Genomic DNA, 16,924 nt, shown 5'->3' with positions numbered 1-16,924 from the left:
TGTCCTATTCTCTTTTATTATCGAAGACATCCTAATATTAACTGAAGATATTCTAATTTAAATATTGTATTATAGACCTCGCAAGAATAATCTTAATTCAATCACCTTTAAAAAACGAGAGGGATAAAAAATCCTTCTCGTTTTTTAACACCATAAAAGGAACCTGGATCAATTAACAAAATGCGGAATGTTTTTGAAGAAATCCGGTGTTATGATGCCGTTTTCGGTAATGATGCTTGTAATTAGATGATTCGGTGTAACGTCGAAGGCTGGATTGAAAGTCTTCACGTTTTCCGGAGCGATCCTTACACCTTGAATGAAGGTGATTTCCGTTCCATTCCGTTCTTCGATCGGGATGGATGTGCCGGATTCGATAGAAAGGTCGAATGTGCTTGATGGTGCGGCCACATAAAAGGGGATACCAAAGTGCTTGGCTAATATGGCCAATCCCAACGTCCCGATTTTATTGGCAGTATCTCCATTGGCCGCAATCCTGTCGGCCCCGACGATAATTCCCTTTATTCCTTTCTGGTGAATCGTATGGGCAGCCATATTATCAGAAATTAAGGTGACGTCAACTCCCGCTTGCATCAATTCCCAAGCCGTCAAACGCGCCCCTTGCAGGACAGGCCTTGTTTCACATGCGTACACTTTTAGCGGAAAGTCCCTTTCTTTAGCCAGGTGGAAGGGAGCCAAGGCTGTGCCATACCGAGCCGTGGCGATTCCCCCAGCGTTGCAATGCGTAAGAATGGAATCTCCTCTAGTGAATAGCGATAAACCATGTTCCCCGATTTTCCTGCACATTTCTTCATCTTCAGCAAAGATGGCTTTAGCCTCCGATATAAGTGCTTCCTTGGCAGTTGAAATGCTTTGCGAAGCCTGCAAGGTGTTCTCCATCCTCCTTAACGCCCAAAAAAGGTTGACTGCAGTAGGCCGTGAAGAGGCGAGTTTTTCAATATGCCTCATTACATTTTTCTTGAATTCCCCTAAATCAGCAGTTGTTTCCTGCTTGGCGCCAAGTGCAACACCAAATGCTGCCGTCAGCCCAATTGCTGGGGCACCGCGAACTTTTAATGACAAAATGCTGTCATATACATCATCAACAGAATGAAGTTCAATAAATTCAGTTATGGAAGGAAGGGCTTGTTGATTTAATAATGTAATATGGGTATCATCCCAATGTACCGAATATGGTAAGGGTGCTAGTGTAGTCATATGCAGGTCTCCTTTTAAATGGTTGAGTAAGATGGCAGTGTCCGTTGCTTCAACGCTTCAATGACGGCTGGAACATCCAATTCTCCCCGTTTTTTAATTAAAAAAGTACCGATTTCCAATGTTGCCGTTTTGGCTGCGATCCTTGTTTCTTTATCTTCAATGACGTTTAAATCGGCTACATGGGAAAGGCCAATGGTTCGCCGAATCAGTTCGCAGCCGGCAAAGCCGAATGCATCTTTTTTGAATTTTGTCAGTAAATAAGGCAGATAACCATTCACATGGCGGAATGGACTTTTATTTTGGGATTCCCATAATTCGGTATAAGTTTCTTCAAAGGCATTCCAAAATTCATGAAGGAGCGTGAAAATCTCTTCCTTTCCAGCGCCATTTCGTGTAATTGCCTGAAAGAGAAGGTTGGCGGTGTATTGACCAAGGTCAAAACCAACTGGCCCATAAAAAGCGAATTCCGGGTCAATAACCTTTGTTTCAGTTTTACTTGCAAATATACTTCCAGTATGTAAATCTCCATGAAGCAAGGCTTCCTGCTCGGTTTCAAAGCTTTGCTTCAGCTTGGCGACCTCAAGTATCACTTCTTGATCATTCCATATTTTTTTGGCGGCATCTTTCAATTCCACCTCGAAATCTCCAGGGAGTTCCTCAAAAAATGGATCGGTGAAAATAAAGACCTCAGTGATTTTGCAGAGTTCGGGATTCGTGAAATGTCGGGCCACCTCCTTTTTCGAAGAGGGTTCTAAATGATGATCGGATGTATAAAATGCCGTCTTCGCAACATACTCACCAATATGCTGTGAAAGCAATGGATATGAATCGCCATCGATCAATCCTGTTCTAACGATTTTCAAGTGCGATAAATCCTCCATGACTGTGATGGCAAGCTGTTCATCCGAATAGTAGACTTGCGGTACGAATTCGGGGCAATAACTTCTGAAATGAATCAGCGCATTCGCTTCAATGGCTGCCCTTTTCAATGTCAGCGGCCAGCTTTCGCCAAGTACCTTGGCATAAGGGACCGCTTGTTTGATTATTATACCTTTGTTTGTGACTGTGTCTGTAATATGAAAAACATAATTTAAGTTTCCATCGCCGATTTCATTACATTTCAAACTTGCATCCGCATTGACCAACCCAAGTTTTTTTGCAAGAGTTATAGCTGTTTCGTTTGTCAATCTCTTAAAATTTGAATGGTTTTGAGTCATTCTTTTCCCCTCCAGATTCAAAATAAGAATAAAAAAGCCTCTTTCATATAGAAAGAGGCAGAAGTTTTGGCTTCGGACCTCTTATCTTCCAGAAAATGAATTCTGGTGGAATTAGCACCGTGCTCTGTGGATTCAATAATCCGGCGGAAGATCCGCCCCATTTCACAATGGTATTACAGTCGGTTGCTGGGCTTCATAGGGCCTTTATCCCTCAGCCTGCTCTTGATAAGAGTAAATGTTTTCTGAAATTTTAATCTTCGGGAAAATAATATCAACTTTTTAAATAGTTTGTCAATGGGTAAATTAATAAAAGTCAGGACGGCGATCTTCGAATACAGGTATTTTGTTACGTGCTTCCGTAACTTTGTTGAAGTCCAAGGTGCCTGTCAATAGTTCGTTTCCTTCTCCGGCTTCACTTATGATATTCCCCCATGGATCAATAATCAAGGAATGGCCCGCAAATATATTATTTACATCCGAACCTGTACGATTAACGGCTACAACATAGGCTTGGTTCTCGATGGCACGGCTTATCAATAAGGCTCTCCAGTGATCGAGTCTCGGCTTTGGCCATTCAGCCGTAACGAATAGAACTTCCGCGCCTTGAACGGTATGGGCTCGCTGCCATTCAGGGAAACGAATGTCATAACAAACGAACCCGGCACATATTTTTTCATCAAGGGTAAATAAACCATCTTTTTCACCTGGCTGCAGGAAATGATGTTCATCCATTAATTGAAATAAGTGAAGCTTATCATATTCTTTAATGAGCTTTCCGTGTTTATCGATGATGATCATGGTGTTATAGATTCCCTTGCTTGTTTTTTTCGCAATGGAACCGCCGATGATGTGAAACTGGTGTTTCTGTGCCTGTGTTTTAAGAAATTCAATCGTTTTTTCTGCCTCTTGATCAGCAATATCATTCAGCCTGGTCAAGTCGTATCCGGTTGTCCAAAGCTCTGGTAATATGACGATATCGGGTTCGGACCGAGCTGCTTTTTCCATCCATTGTTCTGCAACCCGAAAATTGATATCTGGTTGCCCGAAAGCTATATCCATTTGAATACAAGCTATTTTCCACTTCATCGTTTAAACCTCCCACATGTAAAAAATGCTTTACAAGACTACGATAAACATATATCATTTGTGACTAGAATTTCAAGAAATTTCAGAGAAGGTGTATAAATGGTGCAATTCGAAAAATCCGGACTGCTTCAGGACCTGCCCAAGCAGTTTTTTGCTTCACTGGTCGCAAAAGTCAATGCAATCACGGAGCAAGGACATGATGTCATTAATTTAGGCCAGGGAAACCCAGATCAGCCGACGGCGGAACATATCGTCAAAAGTTTGCAAACTGCCGCTGAAAAAACGATTAATCATAAATATTCGCCATTCCGGGGACATCAATATTTAAAAGATGCTGCTGCCGTCTTTTATGAACGGGAATACGGTGTCAAGCTGGATCCGAATAGTGAAGTGGCGATTCTCTTCGGGGGAAAGGCAGGTCTTGTCGAACTTCCGCAGTGCTTATTGAATCCAGGTGATACGATCCTTGTTCCAGATCCCGGCTATCCGGATTATCTTTCCGGTGTTGTTTTAGCCCAGGCAAAGACCGAACTGATGCCCTTGACAGAAGAAAATGATTTTCTTCCGAAATACGATGACATACATAAAGTAGTTCTTGATAAAGCCAAAATGATGTTCTTGAATTATCCGAATAATCCCACAGGCGCTTCTGCAACTAAAAGTTTCTTTGATGAAACCGTCTCCTTTGCAAAAGAACATTCAATTTGTGTGGTCCATGATTTCGCCTATGGGGCGATCGGATTCGACGGAAAAAAACCGATAAGCTTTCTCCAGGCGGAGGGAGCGAAGGATGTAGGAGTTGAAATATACACTCTATCGAAAACATACAATATGGCAGGGTGGAGAGTCGGTTTCGCAGTGGGTAATAAGAGTGTAATAGAATCTCTTGAACTATTACAAGACCATCTTTATGTGAGTCTCTTCCCGGCGATACAAGAAGCTGCGGCAAGTGCTTTGCTTGACTCACAGACCTGTGTAGAGCAGTTAGTGCAAATGTACGAGGGGCGAAGGAATGTTTTCATTGAGGGATTGAGGTCCATCGGATGGGATGTCAAAGCTCCAGCGGCATCGTTTTTTGCCTGGCTCAAGGTACCTGAAGGTTTTACGTCCGAGAGTTTTGCGGACTATTTATTAACGCATGCCCATGTAGCTGTTGCCGCAGGGAATGGGTTCGGTGAATTTGGCGAAGGTTATGTCAGGGTAGGGCTACTGACTTCGGAAGAACGGCTGCAAGAGGCTGTGGAACGAATACGGACATTAAACTTATTTTAATGCAATAAGATATCCGATTTATTCACTTTAAATGGTTAAAACTTATTGACAAAGTAGGAATTACCTGTCAGAATACAAAATAAATTCTTAATCTTTCGATACTGGATACAACTTATATATCAGCGTTTTCTTATTTTGAGCAGGTGGAGGGACTAGCCCGATGAAGCCCAGCAACCGACCGTAATTCCATTGTAAAATGGGGCGGAATCCTTCCGCCGGATTTTTTGAAATCCACAAGGCACGGTGCTAATTCTTGCAGCCGATGGCTGGGAGATAAGAAGATGGCTTTTTAAAGCCTCTTCTTTATGAAGGGGCTTTTGCCATTTTGAGACCATCTCAGACCAATAGTGACATCGAGAGTTTACTAACGTGTTATAGGAGTGATCAGATGAGCGAGATAGTCGCTACTTATTTAATTCATGACTTTATTGGAAATCATGAGAAAAAAGCAGAGAGCATTGCCTTGGGTCTGACTGTCGGGACATGGACGGACTTGCCGCATTTGGTACAGATACAACTGGAAAAACATAAGGGACGCGTCATATCGGTGACCCCCCTATCTGAAGAAGAGAGGGCAAACAGCTACTTTAATCGGAAAGTATACCGTTCGCTGATTAAAATTGCCTATCCTGCAAGGAATTTCTCCAATGATTTACCTGCAATCCTTACGACGGTCTTCGGCAAACTTTCATTGGACGGTGAAATAAAACTTATAGACTTGGATTTTGTCGGTGATATTCAAAAAGCTTTTCCCGGTCCGCAATTTGGCATTGAAGGCATAAGGGAAAAGCTTGGCGTATTTAACCGGCCCTTGGTGATGAGCATCTTTAAAGGTGTATTGGGAAGAGACCTAACATTTCATAATGAGCAACTGAGGCAACAAGCATTGGGAGGTGTCGACCTAGTTAAGGATGATGAGATCCTCTTCGACCAGGAACTGACTCCATTTTTCGATAGAATAAAAACGGGAAAAAGAATATTGAATGAAGTCTATGAAACCACTGGCCACCGTACTTTATATGCTGTCAATCTATCTGGGAAAACTTTTGAATTATTGGATAAGGCAGAGCAAGCGGCTGAAGCAGGGGCAGATGCTTTATTGTTCAACGTTCATACATATGGTTTGGATGTATTGCAGGCCTTGAGTGAACATGATCGTATAAAGCTGCCGATCATGGCGCACCCCGCATATAGCGGGGCATTGGCATCTTCATCATTTTATGGTATCGGCTATCCATTATTGCTTGGTAAATTAGTAAGATTATCAGGTGCGGATTTATCCTTGTTCCCTTCCCCTTATGGAAATGTCGCACTTGAAAAAACGGAGACCTTAGCGATTGCTGAAGCTCTGACAAGAGATGAACTTTCATGGAAGAAAGCCTTCCCTGTTCCTTCTGCAGGCATTCATCCGGGCATGGTTCCGGACCTGATCAAGGATTTCGGGCTTGATAGTGTGATTAATGCCGGAGGCGGAATTCACGGTCACCCTGACGGAGCAGAGGGCGGTGCCAAGGCATTCCGTTCTGCTGTGGAAGCATTTCTGGCAGGAAAGGAACTTTCTGAAGCGGCGGCTGAGGAAGAAACCCTAAAAAAAGCTCTTGTGTTGTGGGGAGGCCTATAAGAAATAATGAAACCGATCATCTTTTGTGATTTTGACGGAACGATCACCAACACAGATAATATCATTTCAATTATGAAGAAATTTGCCCCTCCGGAATGGGAAGCGTTGAAAGACGGAGTCCTTCAGCAAAAAATCAGTATATCTTCAGGAGTTGGGGATATGTTTTCCCTGCTTGATAGTGGCTTGAAGGATGACATCATCCAATATGTAAGAAAAACGGCCGGCATTCGACCAGGGTTTTATGAATTCGTTGAGTATACGAAACAAGCCAATATCCCTTTATATATTGTTAGCGGGGGCATGGATTTTTTCATTTCACCCCTTTTGAATGATATCTTGCCAACAGAGTCCGTTTATTGCAACCATGCATTTTTTGATAAGGAAAAGATTTATATTGAGTGGCCACATGCTTGTGATGAGCAATGTAGTAATGATTGCGGTTGCTGCAAGCCATCCATTATGAGGGAAATTGCGGGTCCGGAAGATTTTAAACTCGTTATTGGAGATTCAGTTACGGATTTTGAAGCGGCAAAACAGGCCGATTTTGTCATAGCCCGTGACATATTGCTTGAAAAATGCGGTAGGGAAGGAATTCCACATCAAGGATTCGAAACATTTTTTGATGTAATTGACATCATAAAGCAGCAGGAGGTGGTTAAAGCGTGAACACTCATTCTAAAGAATGGCTTGAGTTGGCAGATATTAAAGCTGAACTGGCCGAAAGGGATTGGTTTATGGGAACTAGCGGGAATTTGTCCATCCGCGAACCCAAAAGCCCTTTCTTTTATATTACCGCAAGCGGTAAGGATAAAAGGAAGCAATCGGATTCGGACTTTTTACTGGTGGATTTAAAAGGAAAACCAGTTGAAGAAACGAACCTAAGACCATCGGCCGAAACTTTACTTCATACAGACATTTACCGAAAAACCAATGCGAACTGTGTACTCCATGTCCATACAGTTGAAAATAATGTGATATCGGAATTGTACGGAGATGAAGGCCAAGTTTCCTTTCGTAATCATGAAATCATTAAAGCGACCGGTCGGTGGGATGAAGATTCGGAGCTTCGGATTCCAATCATATATAATCACGCTGACATACCGCTGCTATCCGATAAGTTCAAGCCGCATGTCGAAGAAGACTCTGGCGCTGTGCTGATACGCAATCATGGCATTACGGTTTGGGGCAAAAGCGGATTCGAGGCAAAAAGAATACTTGAAGCCTGCGAATTTTTATTTCAATATCAACTGTTGCTTAATCAACAAAAGGCGTTTGCAGGTTCTATAAGATAAATACTCATAGAGGAGGAATGAATGATGGCGACGATCAGATTCCATGAAACAAACGAGGTTATTGAAAACGTTGAACAGGTAAAAGGTTTTTTAGAAACACAAGGGGTTATTTATGAGCAATGGGACATTTCTAAATTACCTGCACATCTTGTGGAAAAATACGATCTAACAGATGCTGACAAGGAGGAAATCCTTGTAACGTTCCAATCAGAGATAGCGGAAATCTCTGAAAGAAGAGGCTATAAAGCCCATGATATCATCACATTATCCGATGCAAATCCGAACTTGGATCAAATGCTTGAAAACTTTAAGCAGGAACACCATCACGAAGATGATGAAGTGCGTTTCATAGCAGGCGGAACGAGTATCTTTGCCATTGAAGGCAATGATAAACAGTGGTTTGATGTACGGCTTAATCCAGGAGATCTTATTAGTGTACCAGAATCAACAAGACATTATTTCACGCTCGCGGAAGATAGGAAAACTGTTGCTGTCCGGATTTTCGTAACAGCTGCAGGATGGGTGCCGATTTACGAAAAAGACGAAGTTCAAGCATGAATCAATGTTGAAAAGCCAGCTTATGGGCTGGTTTTTATTTGTAGAAAAAAGGGAAGTCGGAATGGTCTCATCTCGAACCATGATTTTAAAACAAGACCAGATTATCCTTAATGGTTTTTTCCTGTAATCCCCCTTGGATTGAAGAAACTTGCGACACTCCTGCCGAATAACTGGCTAGCCGAGAACCCACAGACACTGCTTTGATGCGGCTCGGGGGACAGTCGGCGGAAAGGGAGCGGATTTCTGAAATCGACTGGACGTTTTTAAATAAAAAACTGCAGTTTTCTTCGAAAATGTCTAGTCTAAAACCAGCTTACGGGCTGGTTTTTTTATGTGAATCCGGCAAGTGCTTTAGTAAGCTAGTTATGATAAAATTTAACGGAATCGAATTTAACCGGATTATAGGAGCAGATAAGAATGAAAACGACCGAAGTGTACATATTGGGCGGTTTTCTCGGCAGCGGGAAAACGACGCTTCTTCGAAATATTTTAAAACAGGAAAGTGAAGCGGGCAGAAAAGTGGCAGTGCTTTTAAATGAGCTCGGCAGTGTATCGGTTGACAGCGGACTCATTGGTGATGGAGTGCCTCTGAAGGAATTGTTTGACGGGTGCATTTGCTGCACAATTCAAGATAAACTGGAGGTTCAGCTTCATGAGTTACTAACCGAAAATGAACTGGATGCGGTTTATATTGAAACGACGGGTGCAGCTCATCCAGTTGAAGTATTGGATGGCATCATGTCGCCGATTTTCGCCAAAAAACTGGAGTATAAAGGGATCATCACGGTCGTCGATTTATTAAGGTGGCGCGATCGGGAGGAACTGTCTCCGCAGCTTCGACAGTTGCTTGCAGAGCAAATCCATCATGCCGATTTCATTTTATTGAATAAAGCGGATATGGTAAGTGAGATGGAGGCCGCACAGCTAATATATACGATACAGGCGCTGAATACGGATGCTGTATGTTTATTGACGGAGTATGCAGCCGTTTCATTGGCATCATTGCAGCAAATGCAAAGAAAAAGGCATAATGTACATCAAAAGCTTGATGTACATGACCATTTGCACTTAACTGCAATCGTTCATACATTTGAAGGTGCTGTGGAACAAACCGATTTTGAAGTGTGGCTTAGGGCCCTTCCGGAAACGGTCTATCGAATGAAAGGATATATTTCCTTTACACATTCACAATACCCGCATTTATTCCAATACTCCTACGGAATGCCGATGTATATGAATGAAATGATGAAAATGCCATTGAATATCGTCATGATCGGGGAAAAGTTGGATAAGGAAATGATGATCGGTCAGTTGAAAGCTTTGGAAGCGAAAGCGGCCCGATAAACGTTTACCGCCCATTAAAGAAGGGAAACATGAAAAGAAGACTTTCTTATTAAGGAGGCGGTATCAGTGCCATGGAATAAGGACGATTACCCAAACTCGATGAAGAATCTAGATAAAGATGTCAGGGAAAAGGCTATAGAAATCGCGAATGCATTATTGGATGAAGGATATGAGGATGGAAAAGCCATTCCAATTGCCATAGACCGGGCTAAGATGTCAGTAGGAAATGATTGAGAAAATGGTCAGACCCACATAGGGGTCTGACCATTTTTATTGTTGCATTCCAAAGGCGGCAAATGTCTTTTCGTCTTCTATCAATCCGCAGGCAGCGCACTGAACCCGAACTTCAGGACCATTATATGCTAGATGGAATGGCAGAAGGGAGTCGTTCGAATATTGTTCAACAATCTCACCGGATTGGGGATCCTTTTTAATGGGTGTTGCTACTTGCTGAATGAGATTGAAGCGAGATTTATTTGTCCGGCAATTCGGACAGCGGTATACTTGAGACATTGTACTCACTCCTTTTTTGGATTTTAAAAAGCATGATATCTTATTATTAAGATAGTCTTTACAAACTTGAACATTAATATGTATAAATTAGTAATGGATGGAAGGGATACTATGAAAGAAAATGTCAGGCAAGAAGAATTACTGGTGGCTTATTTAAGCATATGGAACAATCGTAAGGTGATCGATGGAGGGGGAAGGGAAGTGTTGCCGGAACTCATCAGACGAGAGCTTTTGGATGAAAATGCGCATCCCCGCGCCCGAAAACCAGTATTGGAGAAATTTTACCTTTCTATTAAACGCGTGATGGAATCTTCGCTTTCGGAAGAAATGAAAAATGAGATTGTAATGGCCTATATCACTGAATTGGAAAGATTATGATTTTTTGAGTGTGTACGGATGCTTGTTAGCAAATATTCTTTTTATGCTTCATACTTTTTTCACAAATCATTGTTAAAATTTTAAAAAAATAGATATTTAATGAATAAGGAGCTTAAAATTATGAAGTGGGGCGGGCTTTTTCTTGCCATCGTACTGCTTACGGGGTGTAATAGCGGTATTGCATTTACTAAAATCAATAAAAGTCAATCTTTCCTGGCAACTGTCAATATCAAGGATACCTCACTGACTTTCATAGACGAAAACTATCATGCTTTTGCAAAATGGGATATTTCAGAACCATTTACCGGAGCCCTGCTCCTTGCAGACAAAGATACTATCCTGCTTTATGGAAAAGAGATGGAGAAAGTCCAAGTGTACTCTTTATCTGCAGGAAAACTGATAAACAGTTGGGAAATTGGAAAAGGGATCGTCAATATGCAGTTGTTACGTGATGGAAAAAGCATCGTGGCGGTCAATCAATCGAATCACTCCATTTATTTTTTAAATGCTGAGGGGGAGGAACAGGATATTGTCAAGGTTGGTAAAAGCCCCTTGACCGTTCTTCAAGGAGAGCAGGCGAATCGATTGTATGTTATTAATTTTGGTGATACCAAATGTTCAGTGATAAATCTTGAAACGAAAAAGGTCGATTTCGAATTTCCCGTACATAGTGCCAGCACAGGCACATTATTAAGGGAAGAAAAGGATGAAATATGGATTGGAGGACACGGTGATGGGGATCAAGTGGAAGAAAATCTTTATATTTATTCGGCAAAAACGGGAGAGTTGAAGAAAAAGCTTAAGGCCCCAACCATGCCGATAAAGTTCCTGGAAAATGAGGAAGGGATATTTGTCCTTAGTCATGGGACTAGCTCCTTATATAAATTGAATGATCAATATGAGGAAGTCAAAAGCAAAGTGGTCGGCGTCAACCCCTTTGAAATGGCGAACTTTAATGAAGATGTGGTCGTGGCGGGATATGATAGTGATGAAGTGTATGTAATGGATGCTGAAACAGTCGATGTTAAAAAAACAATCAAAGTCGGCGAAGGTCCATTCCAATTGATGTTGAGGAGTAGATGACATGCATGTTTACACCATTTTAGTCGTGGATGATGAAGAAGATATGCGTAATCTAGTTGAAATGTATTTGCTGAACTCAGGTTATCGATGCCTTCAAGCTGCGAATGGAAAAGAAGCTATAAGTATGGTTGAAACAGAGGAAGTGGATTTAATCCTATTGGATATCATGATGCCAGGTATGGACGGTTTCTCCGTTTGTGAAGAAATTCGTGAAATTGGGGAGATCCCTGTGATATTCGTCAGTGCGAAAGGTGAAGAATGGGATAAGGTGAAAGGGCTGAAGCTTGGCGGCGACGATTATATCGTCAAACCTTTCAATCCAGGAGAATTGGTCGCAAGGGTCGAAGCGGTATTGCGAAGGACAGGGAAATTATCATTGAATGAAGAGAATCAAAACCATGTCCGATTCGGTAAAATTAGCTTGAACTTACAATCCAGAACGGTTTTAGTGGAAGGGAAGCCAATCAATTTAACCTTGAAAGAATTCGAATTGCTTTTATTCCTCATGCGTCATAAAAGCCAGGCACTCAGCCGTGAACAACTGCTTGAAAATGTATGGAGCGGTGAGTATGGAGGATCTTTACGTACTGTGGATACCCATATTAAAACGTTACGAATGAAATTAAGAGCGGCCGATTACATTCAAACCGTCTGGGGAATCGGTTATAAGATAGAGGAAAAGAAATGATCTATGAATGGCGAACCCTTTCTTTTAAATTATGGCTCACCATTATCTCCGCCATCATCCTATCCGTGCTGTTCGCTTACTCCCTTTCTCAATATTATTATAAAAATCTATATGTGGAGAAGCTTAAAACGGATTTAGTCAATGAAGCATCATTGCTAGGGGCGGATTATTCCGGCGGTGAAATCAGCGAGGACTTTAAGCAAAAAGTTGAATGGTTTAACAGTAAGAACGACAGCGAAGTCTTTGTCGTCAATAATCCCAGGGAATTGAGTGCTTGTCTGCCTTTTGAAATCAATTACGATACCCTTATTTCTGAAGAAGAACGGCAAATGCTTTTAGATGGGAAAGCCGTAGAAAAAGAAGGATATGAGAAAAGGTTTGAAAAGAACATCGTAGCGGCCATCATACCTCTGATTGACGAAAATCGCCTCGAAGGTATCATCTATACATATATTCCTGTAGATTCCATTACGGTCTTATTTAAGGAATTTGCTGCAAAATGGTTGGCGGCGGTTCTATTATTTTTGATTGTCGCGATTTTGTTTACTACTAAATGGTTGAAAAAACTAGTCAGTCCGATTAAGGAAATCGAGACTGCGGCCCATCGTGTCTCAGAGGGGGATTATGACATACAGGTCGAGGTAAGGAGTCATGATGAGATAGGTAAACTGGCAATAGCCTTTAATGATATGGCCAATTCCATTCATTTGGAAGAAGAAAGAAAAAAAGAATTTCTAGAAAATGTTGCACATGAGCTCAGAACCCCGCTTAGTTACGTAAAGGGATATACGCAGGCCATATTGGATGGTGTCGTGAAAAATGATGAAGAGCAACGGAAATACCTTCACCTCATTTCAAGGGAGGCTCTTAGGCTGCAGCGGCTTGTGGGAGATCTTATGGACTTATCAAAAATGGAAAGTGCTCCATTCTTGTTAAATAAAACCCCGATTGCCTATGCGCAATTCATTAAAGACGTACTTGTGAAATATGAACCGATAATAAAGGAAAAACAATTGGACCTGAAGCTAGACCTGGATCCAGACCCGATTATTTTTGGGGATGAAGGAAGGATGGAACAGATTCTACATAACATTTTTGATAATGCCATTCAGTATACGGATTCCGGAGGGGCGATTCATATTACCCTAATTCAGCATAAAGATGATTGCGAACTGCTGGTAACTGACACGGGCAACGGGATTCCGGAAGCGGATCTGCCGTATATCATGAATCGTTTTTACCGTGTGAACAAAGCACGCAGCCGATTTGATGGCGGTTCAGGGCTTGGACTGTCCATTGTCAAAAAATTGGTGGAATTACAAAATGGTAAAATTGAAATAGAAAGCAAGGAAAAAAGGGGAACAACAGTCAGGGTCATCCTGCCGAATATAAAAGAAGAATGGAATTCATAAAAAGGGGATACGTTCAAAAATGAAAAAAATCATGTTATTTTGCATGGCGTTAATTTTTTTGGCTGGATGCGGTAAGAAAGAGGAGATGCCAAAAATGTTAAATGTCGATTTAGCTGTCAATCCAACTCAGGGTAAAGTGAATGAGCCTGTGAAATTTCAGGCAAAAGTAACATATGGGGACGAAGTCGTGACAGATGCGGATGATGTCAGTTTTGAAATTTGGCTTGCGAATAGCGATGACCATGACAAGATAGCAGTAAAGCATAAAGGGAACGGTATATATGAACTGGAAAAGGCTTTTGATGAAGAAGGTACCTATTATGTATATGCTCACGTAACGGCAAGGGACATGCACAACATGCCAAAGAAAGAATTCGTCATAGGCAAACCAAGCACTCCCGAACAAAATGGCGGAAAAAAAGAAATGGACGAGATGAATGATGAAGAAATGAAATGATGAATGTACCATCAAAATCAAAACAATTCGGGCTTAAATCCGGATTGTTTTTTTATTTGGAAAAATGTTCAAGACGATAGGGGGAAAATGAGGAAATGTCGAAGTGAAACCGAAAAATTTGTAACATAAAAGTAAAGAAAGTCATAAAAATTCGGTTAGTAACGATATGTCAACTAAAAGTTATTAGTATTCCATGGAAATGGTTCTATGTAACTACCATTGACAAATAATTACTGGAAAAATATGAGTATTAATACTATTGGCAGAAACATAGATAGTTAAAGCATTTCTGCTTGTTTTCTCTGAAACTTGGATTATAAATATATTTTCATTCGCATCCTGTGAATTTGATGGAAATTGATGGTGCCTTTATTACAAAAAGTGCATGTTATGATAATTCCAGAAGCAAAGCACAACAAAAAATGAACATCACAGGAGGAAATACGAATGAAAAAGAAAATGATTATGTCAGCAGCAGCGGCTGCAGCTATTATATTCACAGGAGTAGGAGCTAACCAAGCTGAAGCAGCCAACTGTGATACAGTGAAACAAGTAACTTATAAAACTACGAATAAAGAGGATATGCAAAAAGTCCTTAACCAATACCTAGCTAAATACAATATCACTATTCCTGCAGCGCAGGCACAACAAAAACCAGTTCAACAACCAGTTCAAAAACCAGTTCAAAAACCAGTTCAACAACCAGCTCAACAAGAAGTTGGAACAACGAACCAATCAAAACCAGCAGCAAAACCTGCAGCACCAGAAGTAACACCTGAAAAATCAACTGATAAAAAACCAGAGACAAGCTCTGAATTAAGTGCTTTTGAACAAGAAGTTGTTAAATTAACGAATGCAGAACGTGAAAAACAAGGTTTGGCAGCTCTTAAAATCGACACTGAGTTGAGCAAAGTTGCACGTATCAAGTCTCAAGACATGAAAGATAAAAACTATTTTGACCACAATAGCCCGACTTACGGCTCACCTTTCGATATGATGAAACAATTCGGAATCAGCTATAAAACAGCTGGCGAAAACATCGCACAAGGTCAACAAACACCAGAAGAAGTGGTACAAGCTTGGATGAATAGCCAAGGACACCGTGAAAACATCATGAACCCTAGCTTTACTCATATTGGAGTAGGTTACGTAGAATCTGGTAACTACTGGACTCAACAATTCATCGGAAAATAATAGATTAATAGAAAAGTGCATCCCATTAACATGGGGTGCGCTTTTTTTTTGCGAGAATGGTTCCATTCCCTGGAAAAAAATCAATTGTACCATTTATTAGCTCTCTATAATGTACCCAAATCTAAAAAAATTGAACCAAGAAATAACTGGAACCGCACCTTAACATCAGTGAGGTCCCGGTGAAGCCACTTAAATTTCCGATACATCGATTTCTGAATACTGTGTATTGAAACTTTTTTGAAGCCGTATTTCCAATGTTGATTCTTTATATTGGGCTGATGCTCCTTTTTTCTTTACAGGTGCGGGGAGTGTTATGACATGACGATCTGACTCTTCGGGAATCCCCTCGATGATGGATTGGTTAGATGTATGGTAAAGTTTCATTTTCTTTAGCCAAGATTCATCTTGTATTGGAATTCTTACGAAGACATATAAGTGGGTTTCAAATACTTCGGCATGTAAAGGATGTTCAGATCTGGCATTTACTTTTGGTGAGCCGCCATCATTTTGGTTCATCATACCTTGCATATTGTCAGGGATCATTTGTGAAAATACCTTTTCAATGAACGATTGAACATCACTTTGCTGCATATTTTTCATGAATTCCTTTTGGTTAGGGTTATTCTTAAAAGAAAAAAGTGAATTCCAGGGAAACATATTGAATTCCTCTCTCCTGTTTATGGTCTGACAGGTGTATTTGTTATATTTTATGCAGCTAAAGCCCAGAGGTTCTTTTTTATAATTACTAAATTATAGAAAATGGAATAAACTTATGTATAATTAAGTAAAATCCATTAGATAAAGAGGGTAAGCCTGTGGATGAAAAAGTAGCTTTTATTACTGGTGGAGCAACGGGTATCGGCAAAAGGATGGCATTTTCACTCGCGGATAATGGAATGTCCATTATCATTACTTATCGAAAAAGTAAAAAGGCAGCTTTAGCATTAGTGGATGAATTACAGGAAATGTACCATGTTAAGGCAATTGCGATTCAAGGTGACTCGTCAAGTGAGGAAGACTGCCGGAATATATTGCAAAAGATTTCGGAGACATTTGGCCATGTTGATATCTTCATTCATAACGCAGGGCCATATATGCATGATCGTAAACCGATGACTGAATATGGCGGCGATGAATGGAAGTACATCATGGACGGGAATTTAAATGGTTTTTTCCATTTTGCGAAGGAACTTATTCCACAAATGCGCAGCAGAAACTGGGGCAGAGTCATTACCTTAGGGTTTGAACGGTGTGAAACTGCACCAGGTTGGATTTATCGTTCTGCTTTTGCCGCTGCAAAGAGCGGCTTGACCTCCTTGACAAGAACCTTGGCTGCGGAAGAAGCTACTCATGGAATCACCGTGAATATGGTTTGTCCTGGTGATATCATAGGGGATTGGAAAGAGAAGGAAATAAGGATTGCGAGAGCAGAAAAGGATGATACGGTTCCAGTCGGCAGACCGGGGACGGGGGAAGATATAGCGAGGGTCATCACGTTCCTTTGTGATGAAAAATCGGATTTCATTACCGGGAGCATCATACCGGTAACAGGCGGTAAGGATGTTCTTGGGAAAATATATAAAGCCTAGTGATT

General features: G+C 41.1%; 18 protein-coding genes, 1 pseudogene and 2 riboswitches. Of the genes and pseudogenes, 14 read left to right on the top strand and 5 right to left on the bottom strand.

What is annotated here, in order from left to right; translation table 11 throughout:
* Nucleotides 1-168: 168 nt before the first annotated feature.
* From mtnA to OTG27_RS03765, 3 genes are all read right to left on the bottom strand, one after another.
* Nucleotides 169-1,215, bottom strand: a complete 1,047-nt coding sequence (mtnA, locus tag OTG27_RS03775) for an S-methyl-5-thioribose-1-phosphate isomerase (RefSeq protein WP_268936260.1) — start codon at nt 1,213-1,215, stop codon at nt 169-171.
* 14 nt (nt 1,216-1,229) lie between these two features.
* Nucleotides 1,230-2,432, bottom strand: coding sequence for an S-methyl-5-thioribose kinase (mtnK, locus tag OTG27_RS03770; RefSeq protein WP_268936259.1), 1,203 nt, complete (start codon nt 2,430-2,432; stop codon nt 1,230-1,232).
* Between the two features lie 78 nt (nt 2,433-2,510).
* Nucleotides 2,511-2,664: riboswitch (SAM riboswitch) on the bottom strand.
* A 71-nt stretch (nt 2,665-2,735) separates the two neighbouring features.
* Nucleotides 2,736-3,518, bottom strand: coding sequence for a carbon-nitrogen family hydrolase (locus tag OTG27_RS03765; protein WP_268936258.1), 783 nt, complete (start codon nt 3,516-3,518; stop codon nt 2,736-2,738).
* 99 nt (nt 3,519-3,617) lie between these two features.
* On the opposite strand from OTG27_RS03765, the gene OTG27_RS03760 reads away from it, so the two are divergent.
* From OTG27_RS03760 to OTG27_RS03730, 7 genes and pseudogenes are all read left to right on the top strand, one after another.
* Complete coding sequence (locus OTG27_RS03760; RefSeq protein WP_307730004.1) at nt 3,618-4,790, top strand: pyridoxal phosphate-dependent aminotransferase; 1,173 nt, start codon at nt 3,618-3,620, stop codon at nt 4,788-4,790.
* A gap of 127 nt (nt 4,791-4,917) precedes the next feature.
* Nucleotides 4,918-5,070, top strand: a riboswitch (SAM riboswitch).
* A gap of 108 nt (nt 5,071-5,178) precedes the next feature.
* Nucleotides 5,179-6,411 carry a 2,3-diketo-5-methylthiopentyl-1-phosphate enolase gene (gene mtnW / locus OTG27_RS03755; RefSeq protein WP_268936257.1) on the top strand — a complete coding sequence of 411 codons (1,233 nt, stop codon included), beginning with the start codon at nt 5,179-5,181 and terminating at the stop codon, nt 6,409-6,411.
* A 6-nt stretch (nt 6,412-6,417) separates the two neighbouring features.
* Entirely contained in the window at nt 6,418-7,077 is a 660-nt protein-coding gene (locus tag OTG27_RS03750; protein ID WP_063590849.1) for a 2-hydroxy-3-keto-5-methylthiopentenyl-1-phosphate phosphatase, read from the top strand.
* Nucleotides 7,074-7,703, top strand: a complete 630-nt coding sequence (locus OTG27_RS03745) for a methylthioribulose 1-phosphate dehydratase (RefSeq protein ID WP_034307486.1) — start codon at nt 7,074-7,076, stop codon at nt 7,701-7,703. The genes OTG27_RS03750 and OTG27_RS03745 overlap by 4 nt, the downstream gene beginning before the upstream one ends.
* 24 nt (nt 7,704-7,727) lie before the next feature.
* Complete coding sequence (locus OTG27_RS03740) at nt 7,728-8,261, top strand: cupin domain-containing protein (RefSeq protein WP_268936256.1); 534 nt, start codon at nt 7,728-7,730, stop codon at nt 8,259-8,261.
* A 417-nt stretch (nt 8,262-8,678) separates the two neighbouring features.
* A complete protein-coding gene (locus OTG27_RS03735; protein ID WP_268936255.1) occupies nt 8,679-9,605 on the top strand; it encodes a CobW family GTP-binding protein in 927 nt (308 codons plus the stop codon).
* A 66-nt stretch (nt 9,606-9,671) separates the two neighbouring features.
* Nucleotides 9,672-9,818 (top strand): annotated as a pseudogene (locus OTG27_RS03730) (DUF2188 domain-containing protein); the annotation flags it as partial.
* A 57-nt stretch (nt 9,819-9,875) separates the two neighbouring features.
* Here OTG27_RS03730 and OTG27_RS03725 read toward each other — a convergent pair.
* Complete coding sequence (locus tag OTG27_RS03725; RefSeq protein ID WP_034307479.1) at nt 9,876-10,118, bottom strand: hypothetical protein; 243 nt, start codon at nt 10,116-10,118, stop codon at nt 9,876-9,878.
* A 111-nt stretch (nt 10,119-10,229) separates the two neighbouring features.
* Here OTG27_RS03725 and OTG27_RS03720 point away from each other — a divergent pair, with 111 nt between their 5' ends.
* The 6 genes from OTG27_RS03720 to OTG27_RS03695 all read left to right on the top strand — a co-directional run bounded on the left by OTG27_RS03720 (nt 10,230) and on the right by OTG27_RS03695 (nt 15,330).
* Entirely contained in the window at nt 10,230-10,496 is a 267-nt protein-coding gene (locus OTG27_RS03720; RefSeq protein ID WP_268936254.1) for a hypothetical protein, read from the top strand.
* A 120-nt stretch (nt 10,497-10,616) separates the two neighbouring features.
* A complete protein-coding gene (locus OTG27_RS03715; protein WP_268936253.1) occupies nt 10,617-11,579 on the top strand; it encodes a YncE family protein in 963 nt (320 codons plus the stop codon).
* A gap of 1 nt (nt 11,580) precedes the next feature.
* Entirely contained in the window at nt 11,581-12,267 is a 687-nt protein-coding gene (locus OTG27_RS03710; RefSeq protein WP_034307471.1) for a response regulator transcription factor, read from the top strand.
* Complete coding sequence (locus tag OTG27_RS03705) at nt 12,264-13,679, top strand: sensor histidine kinase (protein ID WP_268936252.1); 1,416 nt, start codon at nt 12,264-12,266, stop codon at nt 13,677-13,679. The genes OTG27_RS03710 and OTG27_RS03705 overlap by 4 nt, the downstream gene beginning before the upstream one ends.
* A gap of 19 nt (nt 13,680-13,698) precedes the next feature.
* The gene (locus tag OTG27_RS03700; protein WP_191930395.1) at nt 13,699-14,136 is read left to right on the top strand and encodes a FixH family protein; all 438 of its coding nucleotides are present in this window, start codon (nt 13,699-13,701) and stop codon (nt 14,134-14,136) included.
* Between the two features lie 447 nt (nt 14,137-14,583).
* Nucleotides 14,584-15,330 (top strand): CAP domain-containing protein, encoded by a 747-nt coding sequence (locus OTG27_RS03695; protein ID WP_268936251.1) that lies wholly within the window; start codon nt 14,584-14,586, stop codon nt 15,328-15,330.
* Nucleotides 15,331-15,519: 189 nt separating this feature from the next.
* On the opposite strand, the gene OTG27_RS03690 is transcribed toward OTG27_RS03695, so the two are convergent.
* The gene (locus OTG27_RS03690) at nt 15,520-15,987 is read right to left on the bottom strand and encodes an Hsp20/alpha crystallin family protein (RefSeq protein WP_268936250.1); all 468 of its coding nucleotides are present in this window, start codon (nt 15,985-15,987) and stop codon (nt 15,520-15,522) included.
* A gap of 158 nt (nt 15,988-16,145) precedes the next feature.
* On the opposite strand from OTG27_RS03690, the gene OTG27_RS03685 reads away from it, so the two are divergent.
* Entirely contained in the window at nt 16,146-16,919 is a 774-nt protein-coding gene (locus tag OTG27_RS03685) for an SDR family oxidoreductase (RefSeq protein ID WP_082854596.1), read from the top strand.
* The last annotated feature ends 5 nt before the right edge of the window (nt 16,920-16,924 follow it).

Origin of the sequence: Peribacillus sp. AS_2 (assembly GCF_026891895.1) — a bacterium.
GTDB lineage: Bacteria > Bacillota > Bacilli > Bacillales > DSM-1321 > Peribacillus > Peribacillus frigoritolerans.
Note: the sequence above shows the minus strand (reverse complement) of the source record. Positions and strands in the feature narration are given on the sequence as shown.